The organism is Streptococcus mitis, assembly GCF_047465045.1.
Lineage (GTDB): Bacteria > Bacillota > Bacilli > Lactobacillales > Streptococcaceae > Streptococcus > Streptococcus mitis_DT.
The window spans coordinates 15937-40303 of sequence record NZ_JASHAR010000007.1 but is presented as its reverse complement, the minus strand read 5'-3'; the positions used below and the strand labels follow the sequence as shown (position 1 = coordinate 40303).

At 39.6% G+C, this 24367-nt stretch carries 29 protein-coding genes and 1 pseudogene; 26 read left to right on the top strand and 4 right to left on the bottom strand.

Annotated elements, in window-relative coordinates:
• The first annotated feature begins 80 nt into the window (after positions 1 to 80).
• The 12 genes from QM409_RS05430 (at position 81) to dnaJ (ending at position 11449) form a co-directional block, all read left to right on the top strand.
• The gene (locus tag QM409_RS05430) at positions 81 to 1277 is read left to right on the top strand and encodes a phosphoglycerate kinase (RefSeq protein ID WP_049511395.1); all 1197 of its coding nucleotides are present in this window, start codon (positions 81 to 83) and stop codon (positions 1275 to 1277) included.
• 135 nt (positions 1278 to 1412) lie between these two features.
• On the top strand, positions 1413 to 1940 hold the full coding sequence (locus QM409_RS05425) for an FUSC family protein (protein ID WP_000119915.1): 528 nt from the start codon (positions 1413 to 1415) through the stop codon (positions 1938 to 1940).
• Positions 1941 to 2016: 76 nt separating this feature from the next.
• A complete protein-coding gene (gene glnR / locus QM409_RS05420) occupies positions 2017 to 2373 on the top strand; it encodes a transcriptional repressor GlnR (RefSeq protein ID WP_000659548.1) in 357 nt (118 codons plus the stop codon).
• Positions 2374 to 2409: 36 nt separating this feature from the next.
• On the top strand, positions 2410 to 3756 hold the full coding sequence (gene glnA, locus QM409_RS05415) for a type I glutamate--ammonia ligase (protein ID WP_414305211.1): 1347 nt from the start codon (positions 2410 to 2412) through the stop codon (positions 3754 to 3756).
• 122 nt (positions 3757 to 3878) lie between these two features.
• A complete protein-coding gene (locus QM409_RS05410) occupies positions 3879 to 4199 on the top strand; it encodes a PadR family transcriptional regulator (protein ID WP_024057886.1) in 321 nt (106 codons plus the stop codon).
• Positions 4199 to 4774: a DUF2812 domain-containing protein gene (locus tag QM409_RS05405; protein WP_414305235.1), complete on the top strand. Its 576-nt coding sequence runs from the start codon at positions 4199 to 4201 to the stop codon at positions 4772 to 4774. Before QM409_RS05410 ends, QM409_RS05405 begins: the two co-directional genes overlap by 1 nt.
• A gap of 34 nt (positions 4775 to 4808) precedes the next feature.
• Positions 4809 to 5321, top strand: a complete 513-nt coding sequence (locus QM409_RS05400) for a DUF2812 domain-containing protein (RefSeq protein ID WP_261016012.1) — start codon at positions 4809 to 4811, stop codon at positions 5319 to 5321.
• 160 nt (positions 5322 to 5481) lie between these two features.
• Positions 5482 to 6516, top strand: a complete 1035-nt coding sequence (gene hrcA, locus QM409_RS05395) for a heat-inducible transcriptional repressor HrcA (RefSeq protein ID WP_414305212.1) — start codon at positions 5482 to 5484, stop codon at positions 6514 to 6516.
• Between the two features lie 26 nt (positions 6517 to 6542).
• Positions 6543 to 7067 (top strand): nucleotide exchange factor GrpE, encoded by a 525-nt coding sequence (gene grpE / locus QM409_RS05390; RefSeq protein ID WP_000046038.1) that lies wholly within the window; start codon positions 6543 to 6545, stop codon positions 7065 to 7067.
• A gap of 376 nt (positions 7068 to 7443) precedes the next feature.
• Positions 7444 to 9267 (top strand): molecular chaperone DnaK, encoded by a 1824-nt coding sequence (gene dnaK, locus QM409_RS05385; protein WP_000034667.1) that lies wholly within the window; start codon positions 7444 to 7446, stop codon positions 9265 to 9267.
• Positions 9268 to 9482: 215 nt separating this feature from the next.
• Positions 9483 to 10115, top strand: a complete 633-nt coding sequence (locus tag QM409_RS05380; RefSeq protein WP_261077223.1) for a DJ-1/PfpI family protein — start codon at positions 9483 to 9485, stop codon at positions 10113 to 10115.
• A gap of 197 nt (positions 10116 to 10312) precedes the next feature.
• Positions 10313 to 11449, top strand: coding sequence for a molecular chaperone DnaJ (dnaJ, locus tag QM409_RS05375; RefSeq protein WP_115903904.1), 1137 nt, complete (start codon positions 10313 to 10315; stop codon positions 11447 to 11449).
• Between the two features lie 60 nt (positions 11450 to 11509).
• Here dnaJ and QM409_RS05370 read toward each other — a convergent pair whose 3' ends face one another.
• From QM409_RS05370 to QM409_RS05360, 3 genes are all read right to left on the bottom strand, one after another.
• Entirely contained in the window at positions 11510 to 12181 is a 672-nt protein-coding gene (locus QM409_RS05370; RefSeq protein ID WP_414305213.1) for a hypothetical protein, read from the bottom strand.
• Between the two features lie 77 nt (positions 12182 to 12258).
• A complete protein-coding gene (locus QM409_RS05365) occupies positions 12259 to 12540 on the bottom strand; it encodes a hypothetical protein (RefSeq protein ID WP_414305214.1) in 282 nt (93 codons plus the stop codon).
• A gap of 9 nt (positions 12541 to 12549) precedes the next feature.
• Positions 12550 to 12960 carry an HIT family protein gene (locus tag QM409_RS05360; protein ID WP_414305215.1) on the bottom strand — a complete coding sequence of 137 codons (411 nt, stop codon included), beginning with the start codon at positions 12958 to 12960 and terminating at the stop codon, positions 12550 to 12552.
• A 67-nt stretch (positions 12961 to 13027) separates the two neighbouring features.
• Here QM409_RS05360 and QM409_RS05355 point away from each other — a divergent pair, with 67 nt between their 5' ends.
• Both QM409_RS05355 and QM409_RS05350 read left to right on the top strand, forming a co-directional pair.
• Positions 13028 to 13759 (top strand): ABC transporter ATP-binding protein, encoded by a 732-nt coding sequence (locus QM409_RS05355; RefSeq protein ID WP_414305216.1) that lies wholly within the window; start codon positions 13028 to 13030, stop codon positions 13757 to 13759.
• Positions 13756 to 14805, top strand: a complete 1050-nt coding sequence (locus QM409_RS05350) for an ABC transporter permease (protein ID WP_414305217.1) — start codon at positions 13756 to 13758, stop codon at positions 14803 to 14805. The genes QM409_RS05355 and QM409_RS05350 overlap by 4 nt, the downstream gene beginning before the upstream one ends.
• Positions 14806 to 14866: 61 nt before the next feature.
• On the opposite strand, the gene QM409_RS05345 is transcribed toward QM409_RS05350, so the two are convergent.
• Entirely contained in the window at positions 14867 to 15196 is a 330-nt protein-coding gene (locus tag QM409_RS05345) for a helicase BlpT (protein WP_414305218.1), read from the bottom strand.
• Positions 15197 to 15491: 295 nt separating this feature from the next.
• Here QM409_RS05345 and QM409_RS05340 point away from each other — a divergent pair, with 295 nt between their 5' ends.
• The 12 genes and pseudogenes from QM409_RS05340 (at position 15492) to trmB (ending at position 24264) form a co-directional block, all read left to right on the top strand.
• Positions 15492 to 16229 carry a response regulator transcription factor gene (locus QM409_RS05340; RefSeq protein ID WP_414305219.1) on the top strand — a complete coding sequence of 246 codons (738 nt, stop codon included), beginning with the start codon at positions 15492 to 15494 and terminating at the stop codon, positions 16227 to 16229.
• Between the two features lie 13 nt (positions 16230 to 16242).
• Positions 16243 to 17583 carry a sensor histidine kinase gene (locus tag QM409_RS05335; RefSeq protein ID WP_078237972.1) on the top strand — a complete coding sequence of 447 codons (1341 nt, stop codon included), beginning with the start codon at positions 16243 to 16245 and terminating at the stop codon, positions 17581 to 17583.
• Between the two features lie 687 nt (positions 17584 to 18270).
• A complete protein-coding gene (locus QM409_RS05330; RefSeq protein ID WP_261126055.1) occupies positions 18271 to 18627 on the top strand; it encodes a hypothetical protein in 357 nt (118 codons plus the stop codon).
• Positions 18628 to 19329: 702 nt separating this feature from the next.
• Positions 19330 to 19494 (top strand): hypothetical protein, encoded by a 165-nt coding sequence (locus QM409_RS05325; protein WP_261126053.1) that lies wholly within the window; start codon positions 19330 to 19332, stop codon positions 19492 to 19494.
• On the top strand, positions 19491 to 19895 hold the full coding sequence (locus tag QM409_RS05320; RefSeq protein WP_261126052.1) for an immunity protein: 405 nt from the start codon (positions 19491 to 19493) through the stop codon (positions 19893 to 19895). Before QM409_RS05325 ends, QM409_RS05320 begins: the two co-directional genes overlap by 4 nt.
• A 567-nt stretch (positions 19896 to 20462) precedes the next feature.
• Positions 20463 to 20690, top strand: coding sequence for a Blp family class II bacteriocin (locus QM409_RS05315; protein ID WP_261088562.1), 228 nt, complete (start codon positions 20463 to 20465; stop codon positions 20688 to 20690).
• A gap of 14 nt (positions 20691 to 20704) precedes the next feature.
• The gene (locus QM409_RS05310; protein ID WP_000645118.1) at positions 20705 to 21025 is read left to right on the top strand and encodes a hypothetical protein; all 321 of its coding nucleotides are present in this window, start codon (positions 20705 to 20707) and stop codon (positions 21023 to 21025) included.
• Between the two features lie 28 nt (positions 21026 to 21053).
• Positions 21054 to 21743, top strand: a pseudogene (locus tag QM409_RS05305) (CPBP family intramembrane glutamic endopeptidase).
• Positions 21744 to 21784: 41 nt separating this feature from the next.
• Positions 21785 to 22033: an immunity protein BlpZ gene (gene blpZ / locus QM409_RS05300; RefSeq protein ID WP_000276515.1), complete on the top strand. Its 249-nt coding sequence runs from the start codon at positions 21785 to 21787 to the stop codon at positions 22031 to 22033.
• 30 nt (positions 22034 to 22063) lie between these two features.
• Positions 22064 to 22675 (top strand): lysostaphin resistance A-like protein, encoded by a 612-nt coding sequence (locus tag QM409_RS05295; RefSeq protein WP_414305220.1) that lies wholly within the window; start codon positions 22064 to 22066, stop codon positions 22673 to 22675.
• Between the two features lie 162 nt (positions 22676 to 22837).
• Positions 22838 to 23632, top strand: a complete 795-nt coding sequence (ccrZ, locus tag QM409_RS05290) for a cell cycle regulator CcrZ (RefSeq protein WP_000362999.1) — start codon at positions 22838 to 22840, stop codon at positions 23630 to 23632.
• Positions 23629 to 24264 carry a tRNA (guanosine(46)-N7)-methyltransferase TrmB gene (gene trmB, locus QM409_RS05285; protein ID WP_001266094.1) on the top strand — a complete coding sequence of 212 codons (636 nt, stop codon included), beginning with the start codon at positions 23629 to 23631 and terminating at the stop codon, positions 24262 to 24264. The genes ccrZ and trmB overlap by 4 nt, the downstream gene beginning before the upstream one ends.
• Positions 24265 to 24367: the final 103 nt, after the last annotated feature.

Genomic DNA, 24367 nt, shown 5'->3' with positions numbered 1-24367 from the left:
AATCTTGTGAAATCTTTCCTTATATTTCCAAAGTGTGATATAATAGTTTCGAATAAAATAAATAAAGGGGTTTTTGTAACATGGCAAAACTTACTGTTAAAGACGTTGACTTGAAAGGTAAAAAAGTCCTCGTTCGTGTTGACTTCAATGTACCATTGAAAGATGGCGTAATCACTAACGACAACCGTATCACAGCAGCTCTTCCAACTATTAAGTACATCATCGAACAAGGTGGACGTGCAATTCTTTTCTCTCACCTTGGACGTGTGAAAGAAGAAGCTGATAAAGCTGGTAAATCACTTGCTCCTGTAGCAGCAGACTTGGCAGCTAAATTGGGCCAAGACGTTGTTTTCCCAGGTGTTACTCGTGGTGCTGAATTGGAAGCAGCTATCGATGCTCTTGAAGATGGACAAGTTCTCTTGGTTGAAAACACTCGTTACGAAGATGTTGACGGCAAGAAAGAATCTAAAAACGATCCTGAACTTGGTAAATATTGGGCATCACTTGGAGATGGTATCTTCGTAAACGATGCATTCGGTACAGCTCACCGTGCACACGCATCTAACGTTGGTATCTCAGCAAACGTTGAAAAAGCAGTTGCTGGTTTCCTTCTTGAAAACGAAATTGCCTACATCCAAGAAGCAGTTGAAACTCCAGAACGTCCATTCGTAGCGATCCTTGGTGGTTCAAAAGTTTCAGACAAGATCGGTGTTATCGAAAACTTGCTTGAAAAAGCTGATAAAGTTCTTATCGGTGGTGGTATGACTTACACATTCTACAAAGCACAAGGTATCGAAATCGGTAACTCACTTGTAGAAGAAGACAAATTGGATGTTGCCAAAGCTCTTCTTGAAAAAGCAAACGGTAAATTGATCTTGCCAGTTGACTCAAAAGAAGCTAACGCATTTGCTGGTTACACTGAAGTGCGTGACACTGAAGGTGAAGCAGTTTCTGAAGGCTTCCTTGGTCTTGACATCGGTCCAAAATCTATCGCTAAATTTGACGAAGCTTTGACTGGTGCCAAAACAGTTGTATGGAACGGACCTATGGGTGTATTTGAAAACCCAGACTTCCAAGCTGGTACAATCGGTGTGATGGACGCTATCGTGAAACAACCTGGCGTTAAATCAATCATCGGTGGTGGTGACTCAGCTGCCGCAGCGATTAACCTTGGACGTGCAGATAAATTCTCATGGATCTCTACTGGTGGTGGAGCATCAATGGAACTTCTCGAAGGTAAAGTTCTTCCAGGACTTGCAGCCTTGACAGAAAAATAAGATTTTCTAAATGAATCAAAGAAGAGAGGGATGAAAGTTCCTCTTTTCTTTTGCTTAAAATAAAAACGCTTCCTCTCAACTATTGCTCATAAAATCACCTAATTTATGATAAAATGGAAATAGAAAGTTGAGATTATGAGTTATTTTAAAAAATATAAATTCGATAAATCCCAGTTCAAACTTGGTATGCGAACCTTTAAAACAGGTATTGCTGTTTTTCTAGTTCTCTTGATTTTTGGCTTTTTTGGTTGGAAAGGTCTTCAAATCGGTGCTTTGACAGCTGTTTTTAGCCTGAGGGAGAGTTTTGATAAGAGTGTTCATTTTGGGACTTCGCGTATTCTTGGAAATAGTATCGGTGGCCTCTATGCCTTGGTCTTCTTCTTATTAAATACCTTTTTCCACGAAGCCTTTTGGGTGACCTTGGTAGTTGTTCCAATCTGTACCATGTTAACCATTATGACAAATGTAGCCATGAATAACAAAGCAGGGGTTATTGGTGGTGTAGCAGCTATGTTAATCATTACCCTATCGATTCCGAGTGGTGAAACGATTTTGTACGTATTTGCGCGTGTATCAGAAACTTTCATGGGAGTTTTTGTCGCAATTCTCGTAAATTACGATATTGATCGTATTCGTCTCTTTTTAGAGAAAAAAGAAAAATAATGTTACATTTTATAACATTATCAATTGACGTTTGTCTTTTTTTAGACTATAATAGACAGAAAGAAGGAAATTGTAAATGAAGGAAAAAGAATTTCGCCGAAATATGGCTGTTTTTCCTATCGGCAGTGTTATGAAGTTGACCGATCTATCGGCGCGTCAGATTCGTTATTATGAAGATCAAGAGTTGATTAAACCTGATCGAAACGAAGGGAACCGTCGCATGTATTCCTTGAATGACATGGATCGTCTGCTTGAAATCAAAGATTATATCTCTGAGGGTTATAATATTGCTGCCATTAAGAAAAAATATGCTGAACGTGAAGCGAAATCCAAGAAAGCGGTGAGTCAGACTGAGGTGCGTCGTGCACTTCACAATGAGCTCCTCCAACAGGGTCGCTTTGCTTCAGTACGGTCACCTTTTGGTCGCGGTTAGGTAACCGCAAGTAGTCATATATTAAGGAGAAAACTCATGCCAATCACAGCTGCAGATATTCGTCGTGAAGTCAAGGAAAAAAATGTTACCTTTATTCGTCTTATGTTCTCAGATATTTTGGGAACCATGAAAAACGTCGAAATTCCTGCTACAGATGAACAGTTAGATAAAGTCTTGTCAAACAAGGCTATGTTTGATGGATCTTCTATTGAAGGTTTTGTACGTATCAATGAGTCAGATATGTACTTGTACCCAGACTTGGATACATGGACAGTCTTCCCTTGGGGAGATGAAAATGGAAGTGTTGCAGGTTTGATCTGTGATGTCTATACAACAGAAGGTGAACCATTTGCGGGTGACCCTCGTGGCAATTTGAAGCGTGCTCTTCGTCACATGGAAGAAGTAGGATTCAAATCTTTCAACCTTGGTCCAGAGCCAGAATTCTTCCTATTTAAGTTGGATGAAAATGGAGACCCAACACTTGAAGTAAATGATAAGGGTGGCTACTTTGATTTGGCGCCTACTGACCTTGCGGACAATACGCGTCGTGAGATTGTGAATGTCTTGACTAAAATGGGATTTGAAGTAGAAGCGAGTCACCACGAGGTTGCTGTTGGACAGCATGAGATTGACTTTAAATATGATGAAGTCCTCCATGCTTGTGATAAGATTCAAATCTTTAAACTTGTTGTTAAAACTATTGCTCGCAAACACGGACTTTACGCAACCTTTATGGCGAAACCAAAATTTGGTATTGCTGGATCAGGTATGCACTGTAATATGTCCTTGTTTGATGCAGAAGGAAACAATGCCTTCTTTGATCCAAATGATCCAAAAGGAATGCAGTTGTCAGAAACGGCCTACCATTTCCTTGGTGGTTTGATCAAGCATGCCTACAACTATACTGCTATCATGAACCCAACGGTTAACTCATACAAACGTTTGGTTCCAGGTTATGAAGCGCCTGTTTACATTGCTTGGGCTGGTCGTAACCGTTCGCCACTTGTGCGCGTGCCTGCTTCACGTGGTATGGGAACTCGTCTTGAGTTGCGTTCAGTGGATCCGATGGCAAACCCATACATCGCTATGGCTGTTCTTTTGGAAGTTGGTTTGCATGGTATTGAAAATAAAATCGAAGCACCAGCTCCTATCGAAGAAAATATCTACATTATGACAGCAGAAGAGCGCAAAGAAGCTGGTATTACAGACCTTCCATCAACACTTCACAACGCTTTGAAGGCTTTGACAGAAGATGAGGTTGTCAGAGCGGCTCTTGGAGAGCATATCTATACTAGTTTCCTTGAAGCCAAACGAATCGAATGGGCAAGTTATGCAACCTTCGTTTCACAATGGGAAATTGATAATTATTTAGACCTTTACTAATACTAATAATATAGAAGAAAGATTGCCTGTGGGTGATCTTTTTTCTTGTGTTTTATATCGAGGTGTGATATATTTTATATAACGAGGTGCGATATATCGAACTGAATAGGAGGTGAATGCAAATGGAATTGACGGATAAGATTCGTCGAGTTTATCTTCCGATGACGGAAACGGGCTTTTATATCTTGTTCTGTCTGCAAAAGGAAGGTCATGGTTATAGTATTACGCAAAAAGTCAAGGAGATGACGGATTCGCAAGTTTCGATTAGTCCTGGGACTATGTATGGAACCTTGTCAAAGATGGAAAAGGATGGTTTGATTTCCTTTGTCCGCGAAGAGGAAAAACGGAAAATCTATCAGATTACAGACTTGGGACGAAAAGTCTTAGATATTGAATTGAAACGTATTGAACGGCTCTACAGAAACAGTCGGGAGGAAGTATGATGGAAAAGAAAATTGTTTACCGAATTTTTACAATTGCGGATTATGAGAGGGAGGCTCTGTACTTTAGAGAAATGCATGCTAAGGGATGGAAACTTAGGGGAGTAAGCTATTCTATCTTATTGTTTGTAGTTAAGTATACCTTTGAAAAATGTCAGCCTGAGCAAGTGTCTTATCAGTTGGATTTTTACCCAATGGAAAAATCAGAGAGATCCTCCTATTTACAACTATTTAAAGACTGTGGCTGGGAGCATATTACAGACTTTAATAGTTTTTCCTATTTTAGAAAAGCGCATTCTGAAATTGAATCGGATGCAGAATTTGAAATCTATAATGACGCTGCTGGGAAGTTAGCTATGGTTAATCGCATTTTAAGACTGCGATTAGTACCTGTTTTACTTTTGCTAGCCATACATATACCATTCTTACTTAAATTGCTCAATAGGAGTAATGCGTATGGTCTATGGAGTTTTCTTGCGGTCGGGCTAGATGTTTTCTTGTCTTTAATCCTTTTGTTAATAGTTGCCTATATTAGCTGGAAGTTATGGCATAAAAAGAAGGAATTATCAGATTTATGATAAGGTAGGTATGCTCAAAATTGGAGGGGAAGACATGATAAATAAAAAGCAATTTCGAATTTTCACCATTGTTGATTTGGACAAGGAAGAAGAGTATTTACATGAGATGCACTTAAAAGGTTGGAGGTATAAAACTAGTCGTTTTGGTTTGTTCTATTTTGACCAATGTCAACCAGACGATGTCATCTACTGTATCTATGATTCTAGATTTCTTAAAAAATATAAGCATGAACTGCAAGACTTTAGAGATAGAGGTTGGGAATTGATAGAAAGAGGTTTTTGTTCAATTCTTCGTAAACCAGCTTCTGATATACTTTCAGAGGATCAAGTCTATATAAGTAATAATCTCAGGTGGGAAGTTATGCGATCTAGACTTCGTTCCTGTACAGCTACTTTCTTAGGTGGCCTTGTTGTTTGTATGAGTCTATTTAAAGAAGAACTTTCTATGTCTTTCTTCATTATTTTTCTTTTATATGCCTTTCTGATTTCTTATCTAATTCATGGTTTTTTCAGACTTAAAAGGAAATACCAAGTAGATGGAAGGTAAGGTTCTAGGTCTCCAGACTGATTTTTAGCACTCTTGGTAAAAGAGTGCTAATTTTTTGAGTTTTTGTCTTGACATTCTCTTCTAAGGGTGTATAATAGAATCATGAGTTAGCACTTGAGTGTGTTGAGTGCTAATTGATCAGACAGAGAGGAGTGATGAGATGGTTACAGAGCGTCAGCAGGATATTTTAAATCTAATCATTGACATCTTTACCAAAACGCACGAACCTGTCGGATCCAAAGCCTTGCAAGAGTCTATTAACTCTAGCAGTGCTACCATTCGTAATGATATGGCGGCTTTAGAAAAGCAAGGGTTGCTTGAGAAGGCTCATACTTCAAGCGGTCGGATGCCAAGTGTTGCTGGTTTTCAGTACTATGTGAAACACTCACTGGATTTTGACCGACTGGCTGAAAATGAGGTATATGAGATTGTCAAAGCCTTTGATCAGGAATTCTTCAAACTAGAGGACATTCTGCAAGAGGCTGCCAATCTACTGACAGACTTGAGTGGCTGTACGGTAGTGGCACTGGACGTTGAGCCGAGCAGACAACGGTTGACAGCCTTTGATATCGTGGTTTTAGGGCAACATACAGCCTTGGCAGTATTCACCCTAGACGAATCACGAACGGTTACCAGTCAGTTTCTGATTCCAAGGAACTTCTTGCAGGAAGATTTGCTGAAACTGAAGGCAATCATTCAGGAACGTTTCCTAGGTCACACAGTTCTAGATATTCACTACAAGATTCGGACGGAGATTCCTCAGATTATCCAGCGTTATTTCACAACAACGGATAATGTTATCGATCTCTTTGAACACATCTTTAAGGAAATGTTCAACGAAAATATCGTGGTAGCAGGCAAGGTCAATCTCTTGAATTTTGCCAATCTAGCAGCCTATCAGTTCTTTGATCAACCGCAAAAGGTGGCTCTGGAGATTCGTGAGGGGCTGCATGAGGATCAGATGCAAAATGTCCGTGTTGCGGACAGTCAAGAATCCTGTCTAGCTAACTTGGCGGTGATTAGCAGTAAGTTCCTCATTCCTTATCGGGGAGTTGGGATTCTAGCCATTATCGGTCCGGTCAATCTGGATTACCAACAGCTAATCAACCAAGTCAATGTAGTCAATCGTGTTTTGACCATGAAGTTGACAGATTTTTACCGCTACCTCAGCAGTAATCATTATGAAGTACATTAAGATTGAAATCATTAAAGGAGGCGAAAATGGCCCAAGATATAAAAAATGAAGAAGTAGAAGAAGTCCAAGAAGAGGAAGTTGTGGAAACGGTAGAAGAAACAACTCCTGAGAAGTCTGAATTGGACTTGGCAAATGAACGTGCAGATGAATTTGAAAACAAATACCTTCGCGCTCATGCAGAAATGCAAAATATCCAACGCCGTGCCAATGAAGAGCGTCAAAACTTGCAACGTTATCGTAGCCAGGACTTAGCAAAAGCAATTCTCCCTTCTTTGGACAACCTTGAGCGTGCACTCGCAGTTGAAGGTTTGACAGACGACGTCAAAAAAGGATTGGAGATGGTGCAAGAAAGCTTGATTCACGCTTTGAAAGAAGAAGGAATCGAAGAAATCGCAGCTGACGGCGAATTTGACCATAACTATCATATGGCCATCCAAACTCTCCCAGCAGACGATGAACACCCAGCAGATACCATCGCCCAAGTCTTCCAAAAAGGCTACAAACTCCATGACCGCATCCTACGCCCAGCCATGGTAGTGGTTTACAACTAGGCAATTCTGACGGTAGCTAAAGCAACTCGTCAGAAAACGGCAATCGCTATGGCGTTTGTTTAGCCTACTTACAAACTCGTCGTCGAAATAAAATCGATTTGACTCCTAGTGTCGCAATTTACATAATAATAGAAAACTTGTCCGAAACGACAATAAACTATGAAGAAAGATAAGAGGCAAGCCGGAGGCTTGCAAGGAAGATATTTCCCACTGTGGTGAAAGTTTCAGTAGCAAAAGCTACTGAAACAGGGGATTTTTGAGACAATAGGCTCAAAAATAAGTGATGAAATCCCGAAGGGAGTTGCTCACGTCCCCACCCACTTAAGGGAAATATCAAAAAATCAAAACTCGAATTAAAATTTAAGGAGAAAAACACATGTCTAAAATTATCGGTATTGACTTAGGTACAACAAACTCAGCAGTTGCAGTTCTTGAAGGAACTGAAAGCAAAATCATCGCAAACCCAGAAGGAAACCGCACAACTCCATCTGTAGTCTCATTCAAAAACGGAGAAATCATCGTTGGTGATGCTGCAAAACGTCAAGCAGTAACAAATCCAGATACAGTCATCTCTATCAAATCTAAAATGGGAACTTCTGAAAAAGTTTCTGCAAATGGAAAAGAATACACTCCGCAAGAAATCTCAGCTATGATTCTTCAATACTTGAAAGGCTACGCTGAAGATTACCTTGGTGAAAAAGTTACTAAAGCAGTTATCACAGTTCCAGCTTACTTCAACGATGCTCAACGTCAAGCAACTAAAGACGCTGGTAAAATCGCTGGTCTTGAAGTAGAACGTATTGTCAACGAACCAACTGCAGCCGCTCTTGCTTACGGTTTGGACAAGACTGACAAAGAAGAAAAAATCTTGGTATTTGACCTTGGTGGTGGTACATTCGACGTCTCTATCCTTGAATTGGGTGACGGTGTCTTCGACGTATTGTCAACTGCAGGGGACAACAAACTTGGTGGTGACGACTTTGACCAAAAAATCATTGACCACTTGGTAGCAGAATTCAAGAAAGAAAATGGTATCGACTTGTCTACTGACAAGATGGCAATGCAACGTTTGAAAGATGCGGCTGAAAAAGCTAAGAAAGACCTTTCTGGTGTAACTTCAACACAAATCAGCTTGCCATTTATCACTGCTGGTGAAGCTGGACCTCTTCACTTGGAAATGACTTTGACTCGTGCGAAATTTGACGATTTGACTCGTGACCTTGTTGAACGTACAAAAGTTCCAGTTCGTCAAGCCCTTTCAGATGCAGGTTTGAGCTTGTCAGAAATCGACGAAGTTATCCTTGTTGGTGGTTCAACTCGTATCCCTGCCGTTGTTGAAGCTGTTAAAGCTGAAACTGGTAAAGAACCAAACAAATCAGTAAACCCTGATGAAGTAGTTGCTATGGGTGCGGCTATCCAAGGTGGTGTGATTACTGGTGATGTCAAAGACGTTGTCCTTCTTGATGTAACACCATTGTCACTTGGTATCGAAACAATGGGTGGTGTCTTCACAAAACTCATCGACCGTAACACAACAATTCCAACATCTAAATCACAAGTCTTCTCAACTGCAGCAGACAACCAACCAGCCGTTGATATCCATGTTCTTCAAGGTGAACGCCCAATGGCAGCAGATAACAAGACTCTTGGACGTTTCCAATTGACTGATATCCCAGCTGCACCTCGTGGAATTCCTCAAATCGAAGTAACATTTGATATCGACAAGAACGGTATCGTGTCTGTTAAGGCTAAAGATCTTGGAACTCAAAAAGAACAAACTATTGTGATCCAATCAAACTCAGGTTTGACTGACGAAGAAATCGACCGCATGATGAAAGATGCAGAAGCAAACGCTGAAGCAGATAAGAAACGTAAAGAAGAAGTTGACCTTCGTAACGAAGTAGACCAAGCAATCTTTGCGACTGAAAAGACTATCAAGGAAACTGAAGGAAAAGGTTTCGACGCAGAACGTGACGCTGCCCAAGCTGCCCTTGATGACCTTAAGAAAGCGCAAGAAGACAACAACTTGGACGAAATGAAAGCAAAACTTGAAGCATTGAACGAAAAAGCTCAAGGACTTGCTGTTAAACTCTATGAACAAGCCGCAGCAGCCCAACAAGCTCAAGCAGGAGCAGAAGGCGCACAAGCAACAGGAAACGCAGGCGATGACGTCGTAGACGGAGAGTTTACTGAAAAGTAAGATGCAAAGCCCGTTAAAACCTCACAGTGAAAATAGGAAATCTGACGCAGAAACTTTAGTTTCTAGGAAGATTTGTCTTTTTCACCAAGAGGTTAGGGCGTGCTCGATTTAGCATTACTAGTTTGATTTTTAAAACTTGAACGTCTTAATGATAGGAAGAAATCCAGAGGTTGCAACCCAGCCTCTGTTTTTCGATAAAATAGAGGATGTTGCGTATGAAAAAAGTACTTTGTGTCATTTATCCTAATTTTTCTCTTTATGAGATAACCACTTTAACAAGTACTTTAGCTCTGTCTTTTTATATCACGATTGATTATGTAGCTTCTGAGAATTCGATGGTGGTCTCTGAGGATGGTTTGTCCTGTCAACCGACGAAAACATTGGATCAGATCCGTATAGAAGATTATTCTTGTGTGATTTTGCCAGGAATGGTAAATATAGGTCCTACTCTACAAGATGAGAAATTGATCTCGTTTTTGAGAAGTCTTAATGAGCAAGATATCCTAATTGCAGCCATTTCTTCAGCGCCCCTTTTATTGGCGAAAGCAGGCTTGTTGAACGACACGAAATTTACAGGTGGAATTTGGCAAAACTTCTTTGACTATTTTGAATTTCTTCCACGTGAGAATTTCCAACCGAAAGTTCTTGTCCAAGATAAACAAATCATTACGGCTATCGGTTTTGCACATCAAGAGTTTGCAAGAAAAGTGATTTTCGGTTTAGGGTTGGCAGAGAATACGGACAATTATTTTAAAGAACAGAACGAGTATGCTGAAGAGGATTTGATATTTACTCTATCAGATGAAGAGTTTAATCAAGTGAAGCAGAGTATAGAAAACAGCCTCTAAAGATTTACATGAAAATTATAGAAAGGAACAAAGAGTGTTCGTAACTGAACACGGGTTCCCAAATTTCTTACTCAATATAAAAGAAAGGAATTGAACCCGACCTAAATTCTCGGAAAAAAGATAAATCTGTCTAGGAGCATCGCTCCAGCGTCAGATTTCCTATTTTTCAGTCGAATTTTACGGTCTTGGTATCTTGTATGAACAATACTGAATTTTATGATCGTCTGGGGGTGTCAAAAAACGCTTCGGCAGACGAGATCAAAAAGGCTTATCGTAAGCTTTCAAAGAAATACCACCCAGATATCAACAAGGAGCCTGGTGCTGAGGAAAAATACAAGGAAGTTCAGGAAGCCTATGAGACTTTGAGTGACGACCAAAAACGGGCTGCCTATGACCAATACGGTGCTGCTGGAGCCAACGGTGGTTTTGGTGGAGCTGGTGGTTTCGGCGGTTTCGATGGGGCAGGAGGCTTCGGTGGTTTTGAAGATATCTTCTCAAGTTTCTTCGGCGGAGGCGGTGCTTCGCGCAATCCAAACGCTCCTCGCCAAGGGGATGACCTCCAGTATCGTGTGAACTTGACCTTTGAAGAAGCTATTTTTGGAGCTGAAAAAGAGGTTAAGTACAATCGTGAAGCAAGCTGTAGTACATGTAATGGTTCAGGTGCTAAGCCAGGAACAAGTCCAGTCACTTGTGGACGCTGTCATGGTGCTGGTGTCATTAACGTCGATACGCAGACTCCTCTTGGTATGATGCGTCGTCAAGTAACCTGTGATGTCTGTCACGGTCGCGGAAAAGAAATCAAAGATCCATGTACAACCTGTCACGGAACAGGTCATGAAAAACAAGCCCATAGCGTACATGTGAAAATCCCTGCTGGTGTAGAAACAGGTCAACAAATTCGCCTAGCTGGTCAAGGTGAAGCAGGATTTAACGGTGGACCTTATGGTGACTTGTACGTGGTAGTTTCTGTGGAAGCCAGCGATAAGTTTGAACGTGAAGGAACCACTATCTTCTACAGTCTCAACCTCAACTTTGTCCAAGCAGCTCTTGGTGATACAGTTGATATCCCAACTGTTCACGGTGATGTTGAATTGGTTATCCCAGAGGGAACTCAGACTGGTAAGAAATTCCGCCTACGTGGCAAAGGAGCTCCGAGCCTTCGTGGCGGTGCGGTTGGTGACCAATACGTTACTGTCAATGTTGTAACACCGACAGGCTTGAACGACCGCCAAAAAGCAGCCTTGAAAGAATTCGCAGCTGCAGGTGATTTAAAAGTCAATCCAAAGAAAAAGGGCTTCTTTGACCATATTAAAGATGCCTTTGAAGGAGAATAACACAAAAAGAGCCGTTGGGCTCTTTTTACTTTATTCTTTGTAATGTTAGCATTGGAACAATCACTCATCGGCTGATTTTCTATCAGACCTTTGCTTGAGCAAGCCAGCTGCATCCATATCTTGGATGAGTTGCTTGATTTCCGCTTCTTTACCAGGCTTAATGGTAACGGTATCAATATGGTTGATTGCAGAGTTATCCTGAATATCCACTAAAGTCAAGGCTTTTTCATAGAATGCAATTCCCTTTTTTAGACTTTCCTGATCCTTCCAATATAGAACTGAGTAATCAGGATTTGGTTTCTTTCCGATTTCTTGTAAATAATTCCTACTTTCCTTCTTTAAAAATTGCAATAAACCATGATTGAACAAGTTATCCCCTACTTTATAGTAGGAGATATCTCCAGTCTGTAGGACATAGACTTCGAGTTGGTTTTTGGTGAGATTTGGACTTTCTTTTAAGACGGGATGGCTATTGATGACCTCATCTGAGAAAGTAACATAAAAATTTAAGCCCCCACCCTCGTATTTATATCTTCCATTTGATTTTACTTTCTTAGGAGGCATGTCAAGGGAGGTAAAGATTTGTTTGAGGGCGTTATTTCCCTTGTGAATGTCAATCGGTGAGGCTCTGAAGGTAAAGAATAGTAGTAGAAATGCTAGGGCGGCAAGAAGGGTAAGGCAACCACAAGGGATCAGGATGATCTTAGCCAGATCTTTTAAGAAGTTTTTCATGATTATTCCCTTTCTATTCTGTTAGGATCTAGTAATCCCAAATGTAGCTAAGGGGATTCCAGTAAAGTTGGAGACTTTCATTTCCTTGCTTTTTCTTCTTGGAGAAGCGCCATTCGAGTCTGGATATCCTTTTCCAAGACCTTAAACTTGTAAGTCAGCTCTTCTTGGTATTCCTTGATGAGTTCTTTTTGCTGGTCAATGATTTGCAGGCTGTTTTGGATAATATCCACATCATCCTTGATAGCTTGAACGCGGTCAGTGGTATTCAAGACTTCATCTGTGATGATTTGGCGATTTTTTGTGATCAGATAACTTCCAGCTGCAGCTCCTGCAAATAGCAGTAGATTGGATAATTTCATAGCAACTCCTTAGGCATTTTTGATAGTTTCAGCGACTTGAGCAAGTTTGTCAAAGTCTGGTTCGTGGGCGATAAAATCAATCTTGAGGTCATCGTCGGCACTATAGCGAGGCACGAGGTGAACGTGGGTATGAAAGACTGTTTGACCAGCGACTTCTTCACAGTTGGCAATGATATTCATGCCAGCAGCCTTGGTAGCTTTCATGACTTTTTGAGCTACTTTTGGTACTTGGGCAAAGAGTTGGCTGGCGCTCGTAGCGTCCATTTCCAAAAGATTGCGATAGTGCTCTTTTGGTACGACCAAGGTGTGTCCTGGTGTTACTTGAGAGATATCAAGAAAGGCAAGAACCTGATCATCTTCATATACTTTTGATGCAGGAATTTCCCCTGCGATGATTTTACAAAAAATGCAATCTGACATAAAATCTACCTCTACTGTATTGAATTTTGATATAATATAGCTACATTATACCAGATTTGGAGAAAATATGTTAGAAATAAAAAACCTGACAGGTGGCTATGTTCATGTCCCTGTCTTGAAAGATGTGTCTTTTACTGTTGAAAGTGGGCAGTTGGTCGGTCTGATTGGTCTCAATGGTGCTGGAAAATCGACGACTATTAATGAGATTATTGGTCTATTGACACCTTATAGCGGTTCGATCAATATCAATGGTTTGACTTTGCAAAAAGATGCGACTAACTACCGCAAGCAAATTGGCTACATCCCAGAAACGCCTAGCTTGTATGAGGAATTGACCCTCAGAGAGCATATCGAAACGGTTGCTATGGCTTATGGTATTGAGCAAAAAGTGGCTTTTGACCGAGTAGAGCCTTTGTTAAAAATGTTCCGTCTGGACCAGAAATTAGACTGGTTCCCTGTTCATTTTTCAAAAGGGATGAAGCAGAAGGTCATGATTATCTGTGCTTTTGTGGTGGATCCAAGTCTTTTCATCGTGGATGAACCTTTCCTTGGTCTTGATCCGCTGGCTATTGCGGACTTGATTCAGCTTTTGGAAGTGGAAAAGCAAAAGGGTAAGTCCATTCTCATGAGTACCCACGTGCTGGATTCGGCGGAGAAGATGTGTGATGCCTTTGTCATTCTCCACAAGGGAGAGGTGCGTGCCAAGGGAAATCTCCTGCAACTGCGCGAAGCCTTTGATATGCCTGAGGCTAGTTTGAATGATATTTACTTGGCTCTGACCAAAGAGGAGGAGCTATGAAAGACTTGTTTTTAAAGAGAAAGCAGGCTTTTCGTAAGGAGTGTGTCGGTTATCTGCGCTATGTTCTCAATGACCACTTTGTCTTGTTCCTGCTTGTCCTGCTGGGCTTTCTAGCCTTCCAGTACAGTCAAGTCTTGCAACATTTTCCTGAAAATCATTGGCCTATCCTTTTGTTTGTAGGTATTACCTCTGTTTTGCTTTTGCTTTGGGGTGGGATTGCCACTTATATGGAGGCACCTGACAAGCTCTTTCTCTTGGTTGGAGAAGAGGATATCAAGCTCCACCTCAAGCGTCAAACTGGCATTTCCCTAGTCTTTTGGCTCTTTGTCCAGACTCTTTTCTTGCTGTTATTTGCGCCCTTATTTTTAGCCATGGGTTATGGCTTGCCAGTTTTTCTGGTCTATGTGCTCCTATTGGGGGTAGGGAAATATCTGCTCTTTCGTCAAAAGGCCAGCAAATTTTTCACTGAAACTGGTCTCAACTGGGACTTTGTCATTTCCCAAGAAAGCAAGCGCAAGCAAGTCTTGCTTCGTTTCTTTGCTCTATTTACGCAGGTTAAGGGGATTTCAAACAGCGTCAAGCGTCGTGCCTATCTGGACTTTATCCTAAAGGCTGTTCAGAAGGTGTCTGGGAAGATTTGGCAAAATCTCTATCTGCGTTCTTATTTGCGAAATGGAGATCTCTTTGCGCTCAGTCTCCGTCTGCTCTTGCTTTCCTTGCTGGCGCAGGTTTTTATCAATCAAGCTTGGATTGCGACAGCAGTGGTAATTCTTTTTAACTACCTCTTGCTCTTCCAGTTGCTGGCCCTCTATCATGCCTTTGACTACCAGTATTTGACTCAACTTTTTCCGCTGGACAAGGGGCAAAAGGAAAAAGGCTTGCAGGCGGTAGTCCGAGGATTGACCAGTTTTGTTTTACTTGTGGAATTAGTTGTTGGGTTGATTACCTTCCAAGAAAAACTAGCCCTTCTAGCCTTACTAGGAGCTGGTTTGGTTTTAATAGTCTTGTACCTACCTTATCAGGTGAAACGTCAGATGCAGGATTAAAACTTGCTTATATGGCACTAAAAAGAAGTTGAGTTCAGTTTGTCTCAACTTCTTTTATTTTCTACAAGATAATGGTTGGTCCGTAGAGACTCAACTTGGTCTTGACCTGGTCAAAGTGGAAGCGGTCATAGGCCCGCCAAGCGGCACGAGTAGGAGCATCTGGTTCAAGAGCGCTGAGTCCCATGAGAAGACTGGAAGTCTGGTAAAATTTTTCCAGTTCAATCAAGACTCGATTATCCACTGTCTCAGCCTTGGCTAGAAAACCAAGAATAGAGTTTAATTGCTCCTGAAAGCGGACGTCGTCAGCGGTTACCTGTTTGCATGATTGGTAGGCTTTATTTAAGTCAGTAATCAAAGCCTGAGCTCTTTTGATAGGGTCTGCATCTGTCATGAAAATTCCTCCTTTAATCTGGCTGCTAGTCTTGATTCTAGCAATTGTGTTTTGATACTGTCAGTTTATCACTTTTATCTCCTTTTTTATCTACAAATCTTTAATTGTTCTTGAAATTTCCTGAATGGTACTGTTAAAATTTTATGATAAAATAGTGGTAAGATTATCATGCTTATTTGAGGAACAAGATACCTTTCAGGAGCGTTGAAGGCCTGTTTAGGATTTGGTGGGCTTGTATCAAAGTATTTTTGCTATTCTCTTTTTAGGAAGAAATTGAAACAAGGAGAGTAAGAAGATGAGAATATTTGTTTTAGAAGATGATTTTTCCCAACAAGCTAGAATTGAAACGACGATTGAGAAACTTTTGAAGGAACATCAGATCACTCCCAGCTCTTTTGAAGTTTTTGGTAAGCCAGACCAGCTGCTGGCAGAGGTGCATGAGAAGGGGGCCCATCAGCTATTCTTTTTGGATATTGAGATTCGAAATGAGGAGATGAAGGGGCTGGAAGTGGCTAGAAAGATTCGGGATCGGGATCCTTATGCCTTGATAGTCTTTGTGACGACTCACTCGGAGTTTATGCCCCTGTCCTTTCGTTACCAAGTGTCTGCTTTGGACTACATTGATAAGGCCCTTTCGGCAGAGGAGTTTGAATCTCGGATCGAGACAGCCCTCCTCTATGCCAATAGTCAAGACAGTAAAAGTCTGGCGGAAGATTGCTTTTACTTTAAATCAAAATTTGCCCAATTCCAGTATCCTTTTAAAGAGGTTTACTATCTCGGAACGTCGCCCAGAGCCCATCGTGTTATTCTCTATACTAAGACGGATAGGCTGGAATTTACAGCGAGTTTAGAGGAGGTTTTCAAGCAGGAGCCCCGTCTCTTGCAGTGCCATCGCTCTTTTCTCATCAATCCTGCCAATGTGGTTCGTTTGGATAAGAAAGAAAAACTTCTTTACTTTCCCAATGGTGGAAGCTGTATGATCGCGCGTTATAAGGTCAGGGAAGTGTCTGAAGCTATCAATAACTTGCATTGAGCTAGGAGAGTTTATGAATATTGCTTGGATATTATTGTATACGCTTATTACTCATGGACTAGAAATTGTCATTTTCTTTAAGGTGGATGGAATTGGTCTCACTTTTGAGAGGATTTTTAAAGCCTTTCTTTTTAAGATACTGTTGGCCTTTGTTTTTTTAATGATTGGCTATATGGTAGGAGATAGTTTCCTATTTTATTTTATGGAACCCTTGTACGGTATAGGCTTGTCTTTCTTACTGTTAAGAGGGCTTCCTAAAAAACTTCTCTTCTTTTATGGTCTCTTTCCAATGATATTGGTGAATCTCTTTTATAGAGGGGTCTCCTATTTTGTGCTTCCATTTTTGGGACAAGAAATTGTAGATAAAGATAGCAATCCTATCTTTTTATTGATGATGATATTCGTTTGCTTCATAGTTTTAGTCTTTTTGAAATGGTTGGACTATGATTTCACTAAGTTGAGAAAGGAGATTCTCGATAAAGGTTTTCAAAAATCTCTGACTACGATTAACTGGATAATGGGGGGCTACTATCTAGTGATGCAAAGTCTGTCTTTCTTTGAATATGAACAAGGTATTCAATCAACGACTGTTCGCCATCTGATTCTAGTGTTTTACCTTCTCTTTTTTATGGGGATGATCAAGAAATTGGATACCTATTTGAAGGAAAAACTTCATGAGAGACTGGACCAAGAGCAGGCCTTGCGCTACAGAGATATGGAACGCTATAGTCGGCATATAGAGGAGCTTTACAAGGAAGTGCGGAGTTTTCGCCATGATTATAGCAACCTCTTGACTAGTTTACGTCTGGGCATTGAAGAGGAGGATATGGAGCAGATAAAAGAGGTCTACGACTCGGTCTTAAAGGATTCCAGTGAAAAATTGCAGGACAGCAAATATGACCTGGGCAGATTAGTGAATATTCGTGATAAAGCCCTCAAAAGTCTCCTAGCAGGAAAGTTTCTAAAAGCCAGAGATAAGAAGATTGTCTTTAATGTCGAAGTTCCTGAGGAGATTCAGGTCGAGGGAATGAGACTGCTTGATTTTCTAACCATTGTGTCTATCCTTTGTGACAATGCTATTGAAGCTAGTGTAGAGGCCAGTCAACCTCATGTTTCAATCGCCTTTTTAAAAAATGGAGCACAGGAGACCTTTATTATCGAAAACTCCATCAAAGAAGAGGGCATCGATATTTCTGAAATCTTCTCCTTTGGAGCCAGTTCTAAAGGGGAGGAGAGAGGAGTTGGTCTCTATACCGTCGTGAAAATTGTGGAAAGCCATCCCAATACCAGTCTAAATACTACCTGCCAAAATCAAGTCTTTCGTCAGGTACTTACTGTGGTACATGCAGAATGATAAAAAATAAGACCGAGAGTTCTTGTTTCTCGGTCTGTATGGTTGAATAGTTAATCAAATTAGTTTTGAGTTACAGTAAATTGCTTGTATGAAATAATTTTCTCTATCATCAACTATCGGGAGAGGTTTCTAACTTTTGAAATCTAATTCTGCTATATCTACTTTTTATTTTTAGTTTTTAATAATCCTATTATAGATAGAGTTATTAAAGTTATAGACATTAAACTGCTAAAAATAAATACTTTTGATGTTAATCCAATAGAAAATAGTAATATTCCATAAAAAATATTGGATATATAATAAATCTTACTCTTCATGATTACTTGCCTCCGAATATAGATTTTTGCCGTATTACAAATGTGACAAGTTTAGTATAGCACTGTTTTTAAAAAAATTTCATCCAAATCTTGAATGGTTATTGAAACATCTTGAATTGAACAAAGAACTTTCTCCTTACCAAAATAACGAATATCATTCATAAACCGAAAAATAATATATGTTATCATTATTTTTTGCTATAATGGTTAATGAGCTTACCATTCTTGTCTTCAATAAAAAATCAGTATTTGAAGAAAACTAGGAAACTAGTTATAGACAGTACTGCTTTACGGCGAGATGGTGTTGCAATAGTTTGAAGAATATTTCTTGGGTTCGAAACAAAATGCCATAGTATATGAGGTATCCTATATGAATAAGAAATCCTTTTTTATCATCTGTTCTACGTTGATTATAGCATCGAATCTTCTCATGATTTCCGTGGTGAACAAGGGAGAAGAAACGGGGGGCAATCTGTTTGTGATTGCTATAGCCTGTGTTTTGCTACCAGCCTTTTTATATGCGGTTGAAAATCAACTGACTTCATTGGTAAGAGTAGAATCAATACTACTGATTCAGTTGACAGTTATATCCCTACTCCGTCTTATCAACAGAATAGGGAGTACGCCTGAAATCTTCAACATTATCATTACCCTTATCGCTTTGGCAAGTGGGACAGCTGCTATCCTTGTTGCGATTATGAGAATATATGAGAACATACGGAAGTGAGGGTGAGTAGTTTTCTATTTTGTATTTTCACATTGTCAAGTTCCCCCAGGGCAAGTATGTTTTTCATGCTTGCTTTTTTAAATTTTTTACAATTCAAGATGTTTTGATGACCATTTATGATTTGGATGGAAAACTTTAAAAAATAGTAGTATACTAACCTTATTAAGGTTGCAATAGGACGAAAATAAAAAGAGTATTCCTCGTGAATGCAAAAACAATGTTACAATTGGCTATTATGGTTGCTTAAAGACTTGAGCTTGTATGTAGAGGAGCTGTACTTGGAGGTAATTATGGATTTCAAAAGTCTTCTTATTGCTTTTGTTGTTGGTATGTTTGTTTCTTTTATTACTTCTTTAATTAGGGAAAAATTTTTAAAATCTCCAAAGAAGAATAAAGATAGATCTAATTAGATAAAAAGATTTTTTATCGCTGGTTTAATCTACAGTGGAGTTTCTTTAATATTGTTTAGCCTGTCAAAATGATATGTGATAGCAGGATAAAAAATCTACAAATTAAGTTGGTATCAATATGGTGTAAAGGGCAAGTATGTTTTTCATGCTTGCTTTTTTTAATTTTTTACAATTCAAGATGTTTTGATGACCATTTATGATTTGAGTGATCCAAGGTCAAAATGAGTGCTATACTAGCAGTGTAAAGGTTGTAGCTCAACTAAGATAAAGCATACATTTAGGAGGAAATTTTATGAAGACAAAAATATTGATCATTCTCGTTCTGTATCTGATCATGTCTATCCTTCTTTATCCGCTTAGGGAGAGTATTTGGTATCATCTATTTTATACCATAGCCTATATGATTGCGGTTATGATCTATCTTGCTTTAACTAAAAAGAAAGGAGCAAAGAAATGAAAACTTTTCTTGCTAAAAAACGGAACATCTTCCTTGCGAGATTGTTCCTAGGTCAGTTGCCCTTGCTTGTCTCTACTTATCTATTTCTATCTCGTCAGTTTTTAAATTTTTCCTTGGTTTTCCAATTTCTTTTAGTGGTTATTAACTTGGCTTCTATTTTGGTCACTGTTTACCTCACTAGAGAAATGAGGATAAGAAAGTTTGAAGATGATGATTTGGTTAGTCCTAGAACCAATCAACTCATGTTCATCGGCTTGACAGGCTTTATGTCTATTATTTGTTTGTATAGAGGTATCACAGCAGGAGAATTCTATCAACAATTAATTGCCTATATTGGCGCTATTCTCTGCTTGCTTATTATGCTTCTACTCATTTGGGGCTTGAAGTATTATAAAAAGTAGAGGCTAATGCAGTTTTTGCAATTCAAGATGTCTCGATGACAATTTAAGATTTGGATGAAAAACTTTAACAAATAGTGCTATACTGAAATTGTCAAAGTTGCAACGGGTGCTGCTACATTCTGTTAAAAATCGCTCTTAATTGATAATCTGGATTTGTTAGGAAAGGAGTAAATAATTATGGATAAGAAAAAGATAGTTTCGACTATACTATGTATAGTATTTCTTGTAGTGTCAGTGGATAATTTTTTTAGAGACTTAACCCCGTTATTGTTCATTTTAAATATTATTGGCCTAACTTGTTTTTTAGTGTTAACATACACTAACATAAAAGAGATGCTCTTAAATATACGTAAATGATGATTTGGTTAGTCCTAGAACAAATCAACTTATGTTTATCGGTTTGACAGGTTTTATGTCTATTATTTGTTTGTATAGGGGTATCACAGCAGGAGAATCCTATCAACAATTAATTGCCTATATTGGCACTATTCTCTGCTTGCTTATCATGCTTCTGCTCATTTGGGGATTGAAGTATTATAAAAAGTAGGGGCTAATGAAGTTTTTGTTATGAATACAAAAACGATGTCACAATTTGAAATGATGGATGCTGAGATGCTTGCGAAAGTTGAAGGAGGGTTCGGAGGTTGGGGAGATGTGCTTTCTGGTTTATTGGGTGGGCTAGCACCTTCTCCAATTTTGGATCAATTAAATGGTAAGTGGCCTATTATACATCTTTCAAAACCATGTAGTCCTTATGGTATAGGGGGAACTCCAAACTCATGTAATGGTATTTAAAAAGGATTGAAGATATGAAGGCAAAATATGGGAATCAAATTGTTGATGTTTGGGAAATTGGTCAAGCAACTCCTAAACCAAGTTGGGTAGAGGAAGCTTTTCAAAAAAATTATATGGTTTGGTTGGATAATCATGTGCGCATTTTAATGGCAGGTCTTAACACTTCTCTCGCAACGAATATCAAGTTTGGTTTAGTTGGAACAGTTGGAGGAGGATTCGCTGGTTATGGGATGTATGTTCTTGGTTATCCAGGTGATTATATAGATATCACCAATCATAGAGTTGTTTCTGCTAAAACATTTCACAAAAGTTATCAAATTTTAGAAAATGATTAGATATCATTTAATTGTAATGGAGAAAGCAATGAAAAAACATCCTATTCTTTTCAAAGCGAGTGCAATTCTTTCTTATTTGTTTCTGTTTTTCGGACTGTTTTGGACAACCCAATTTTGGAGCAATTATTGGGAGTTCTCGTCTTGGGTAGGAAATCTTATCTGGATTCGAAACATCATCAGCCTTCTCTTTATCAGCTTGATGGTTTGGATTTTGGTCAGGTCGGGCCATGCTTATCTCTTTCGCATCCCTAGGAAAAAGTGGTTGAGTTATTAGGTTCTGACGGTGTTAGCAGCTGTCGTGCTGATATGCTTTAACTATCTGACAGCTAAACACGTTCAGGGGACCAATGAAGGTTGGAATTTGTTTATTGCCTATAGCGAGACAAATTTTGCGGAGTTTGGTGTTTACCTAACCTTAATCGTACTAGGACCTCTGATGGAAGAATTGGTATGTAGGGGACTGCTTCAACATGCCTTCTTTAAGAATTCGAGGTGGAGGCTGGATCTTCTCTTTCCTTCATTCTTATTTGCCTTGCCCCACTTTTCTAGCTTGCCAAGTTTCGCAGATATTTTTGTCTATACGGCAGTGGGTTGTCTATATGCCTGGCTGACACGTTATACGAAGAGTATCTATCCTTCTTATTCGATTCATATTGTTAATAATATCATCGCAAACTTACCATTTTTGCTCACTTTTCTACACAGGGTCCTGGGCTAAAAAACCAGAAGACTTGCTTTTCAGCCATAGAGGAGGTCATCATGTATAAACACTTATTTTTCCTAGATTCAAAAACCTTAGACTGGTTGACACCTTATATTCTGGTCTTGGCTTCTGACACCATTGCTTTTAATGTTTTTGTGCTAACCTTTGTATCTGTGGTGGTCTTTTATTTCCTAAATCCCATGTTATCTTTAATGGCTATCTTCTTAGGGGCTGGCTATGTGGTCGGATTTTGGTTGCTAAAATGGTTTGTTTTGGAAAGGTTAGAGTTAAAGGATGACTTGTAGGGAAGTTTGTTTGTTGAGGAGGCTAGTTTTATGGAGTTTTTTGATAAATTTCATGCCTTTTGTTTTGGATTTTTAGTACTACTAATCGTCATTACAGTTCCTTATACGATTAACCACGGGGATTTTTTTCAAAATGAATCTGAATTGATTATTGTAAGTCTTCTTGTAACTTCGCTGAGTGTTACTTATGCTAGAAAGTTTGAAATGATTTCTTTTGGGATGTTAAGCAAGAAAGACCTTTTGCTTTTCATTGCAATCTTTCTTCTAAGTGTACTTGAGACGCTGGTTTATATTCATTTCTTCGCTGTTTCTTCTGGCGCGGGAGTTCAACACTTGGCGGAAGTCAGCAGAGGAATTTCTCTGTCTTTGATTTTGACTTCCTCAGTTTTTGGACCCATCCAGGAGGAACTCATTTTCAGAGGACTTCTTCAAGGTGCCGTTTTTGACAATTCTTGGTTAGGGCTTGTGCTAACTTCCTCTCTCTTTTCTTTCATGCATGGACCTTCTAATGTCCCTTCATTTATTTTTTATCTACTTGGGGGCTTGTTGCTGGGCTTTGCTTATAAAAAGAGCCAAAACCTATGGGTTTCTACTCTAGTTCACATGTTTTACAATGCTTGGCCACTCTTATATTATTTATAAAAATCATGAAAAGGTAAGCAGAAGACGGTGCTTACCTTTTTCAAGTTATAATGATAGCCTGAGCCGATTGAGATGCTTTTCTTTGAGAATCGGGCGTGGAGCGGTTGACGAATAGGCCAAAAACTAGTAGAATAGTAAGGAAACTTTATACGGAGGAAAGAAATGGATTTGGGTGATAATGAGCTAACACTGACTCCCATACCTGGGAAAAGTGGCAAGGCTTATATGGGTAGCTATCCTGATGGGAAGCGCATCTTTGTAAAAATGAACACCTCTCCAATCCTACCTGGTCTAGCTAGAGAACAAATTGCTCCACAATTATTATGGAGTCGCCGTTTGGCAGATGGGCGTGATATGTGTGCTCAAGAATGGTTGACAGGCAAGATATTGACCCCCTATGATATGAATCGTAAACAAATCGTCAATATTTTAACCCGTCTTCATCGCTCACGTCCGTTGATGACACAGTTGAGTCGTTTGGGATATGCCATGGAAACACCTGTAGATTTACTGCAGTCTTGGCAAGAAACGGCTCCAGATGCTTTGCGTAAAAATCATTTTATCAGTGAAGTGATGGCTGATTTACGTCAGACTATTCCAGGATTTAGAGAGGACCATGCGACCATTGTCCATGGAGATGTACGACATAGTAATTGGATTGAGACAGATAGTGGCTTGATTTATTTGGTGGATTGGGATTCGGTTCGCTTGACCGACCGCATGTTTGATGTGGCCCATATGCTCTGCCATTATATTCCAGAACATCAGTGGAAGGAATGGTTGACCTACTACGGTTACAAGTACAATCAAACGGTATTAAATAAATTGTATTGGTACGGTCAATTGTCTTATTTGAGCCAGATTTCCAAGTATTATATGAACCAAGATTTAGAAAATGTCAATCGGGAGATTCATGGCTTGCGCCACTTCCGAGACAAGTATGGAAAGAGAAGATGAGAGTTAGAAATCGTAAAGGGGCGACAGAATTACTAGAGGCAAATCCCCAGTATGTGGTCCTCAATCCCTTAGAAGCAAAGGGAAAATGGCGGGACTTGTTTGGCAATGATAATCCCATTCATGTGGAAGTTGGAAGTGGAAAGGGTGCCTTTGTTTCAGGTATGGCCAAGCAAAACCCTGACATCAACTATATCGGGATTGATATTCAAAAGTCTGTTTTGAGCTACGCTTTGGACAAGGTGCTTGAAGTTGGAGTACCGAATATCAAGCTTTTATGGGTAGATGGTTCTGACTTGACTGACTACTTTGAAGACGGTGAGATTGATCGCTTGTATCTGAACTTTTCAGATCCTTGGCCTAAAAAACGCCATGAAAAGCGTCGTTTGACCTACAAGACCTTCTTGGATACCTTCAAACGTATCTTGCCTGAAAATGGAGAAATTCATTTCAAAACGGATAACCGTGGCTTGTTTGAGTACAGTTTAGTGAGCTTTTCTCAGTATGGCATGAAGCTCAATGGTGTCTGGCTTGATTTACATGCCAGTGATTTTGAAGGCAATGTCATGACTGAATATGAGCAAAAATTCTCCAACAAGGGGCAAGTTATCTACCGAGTTGAGGCAGAATTTTAAGAAATATCCTGAAATCAGGCTGTATAAGTGCTTTTGCTTTACATAAGTTGGCAAACGTGCTATACTAAGAGTAAGAATATGAAAAGTGAGGCGGGGAAATATC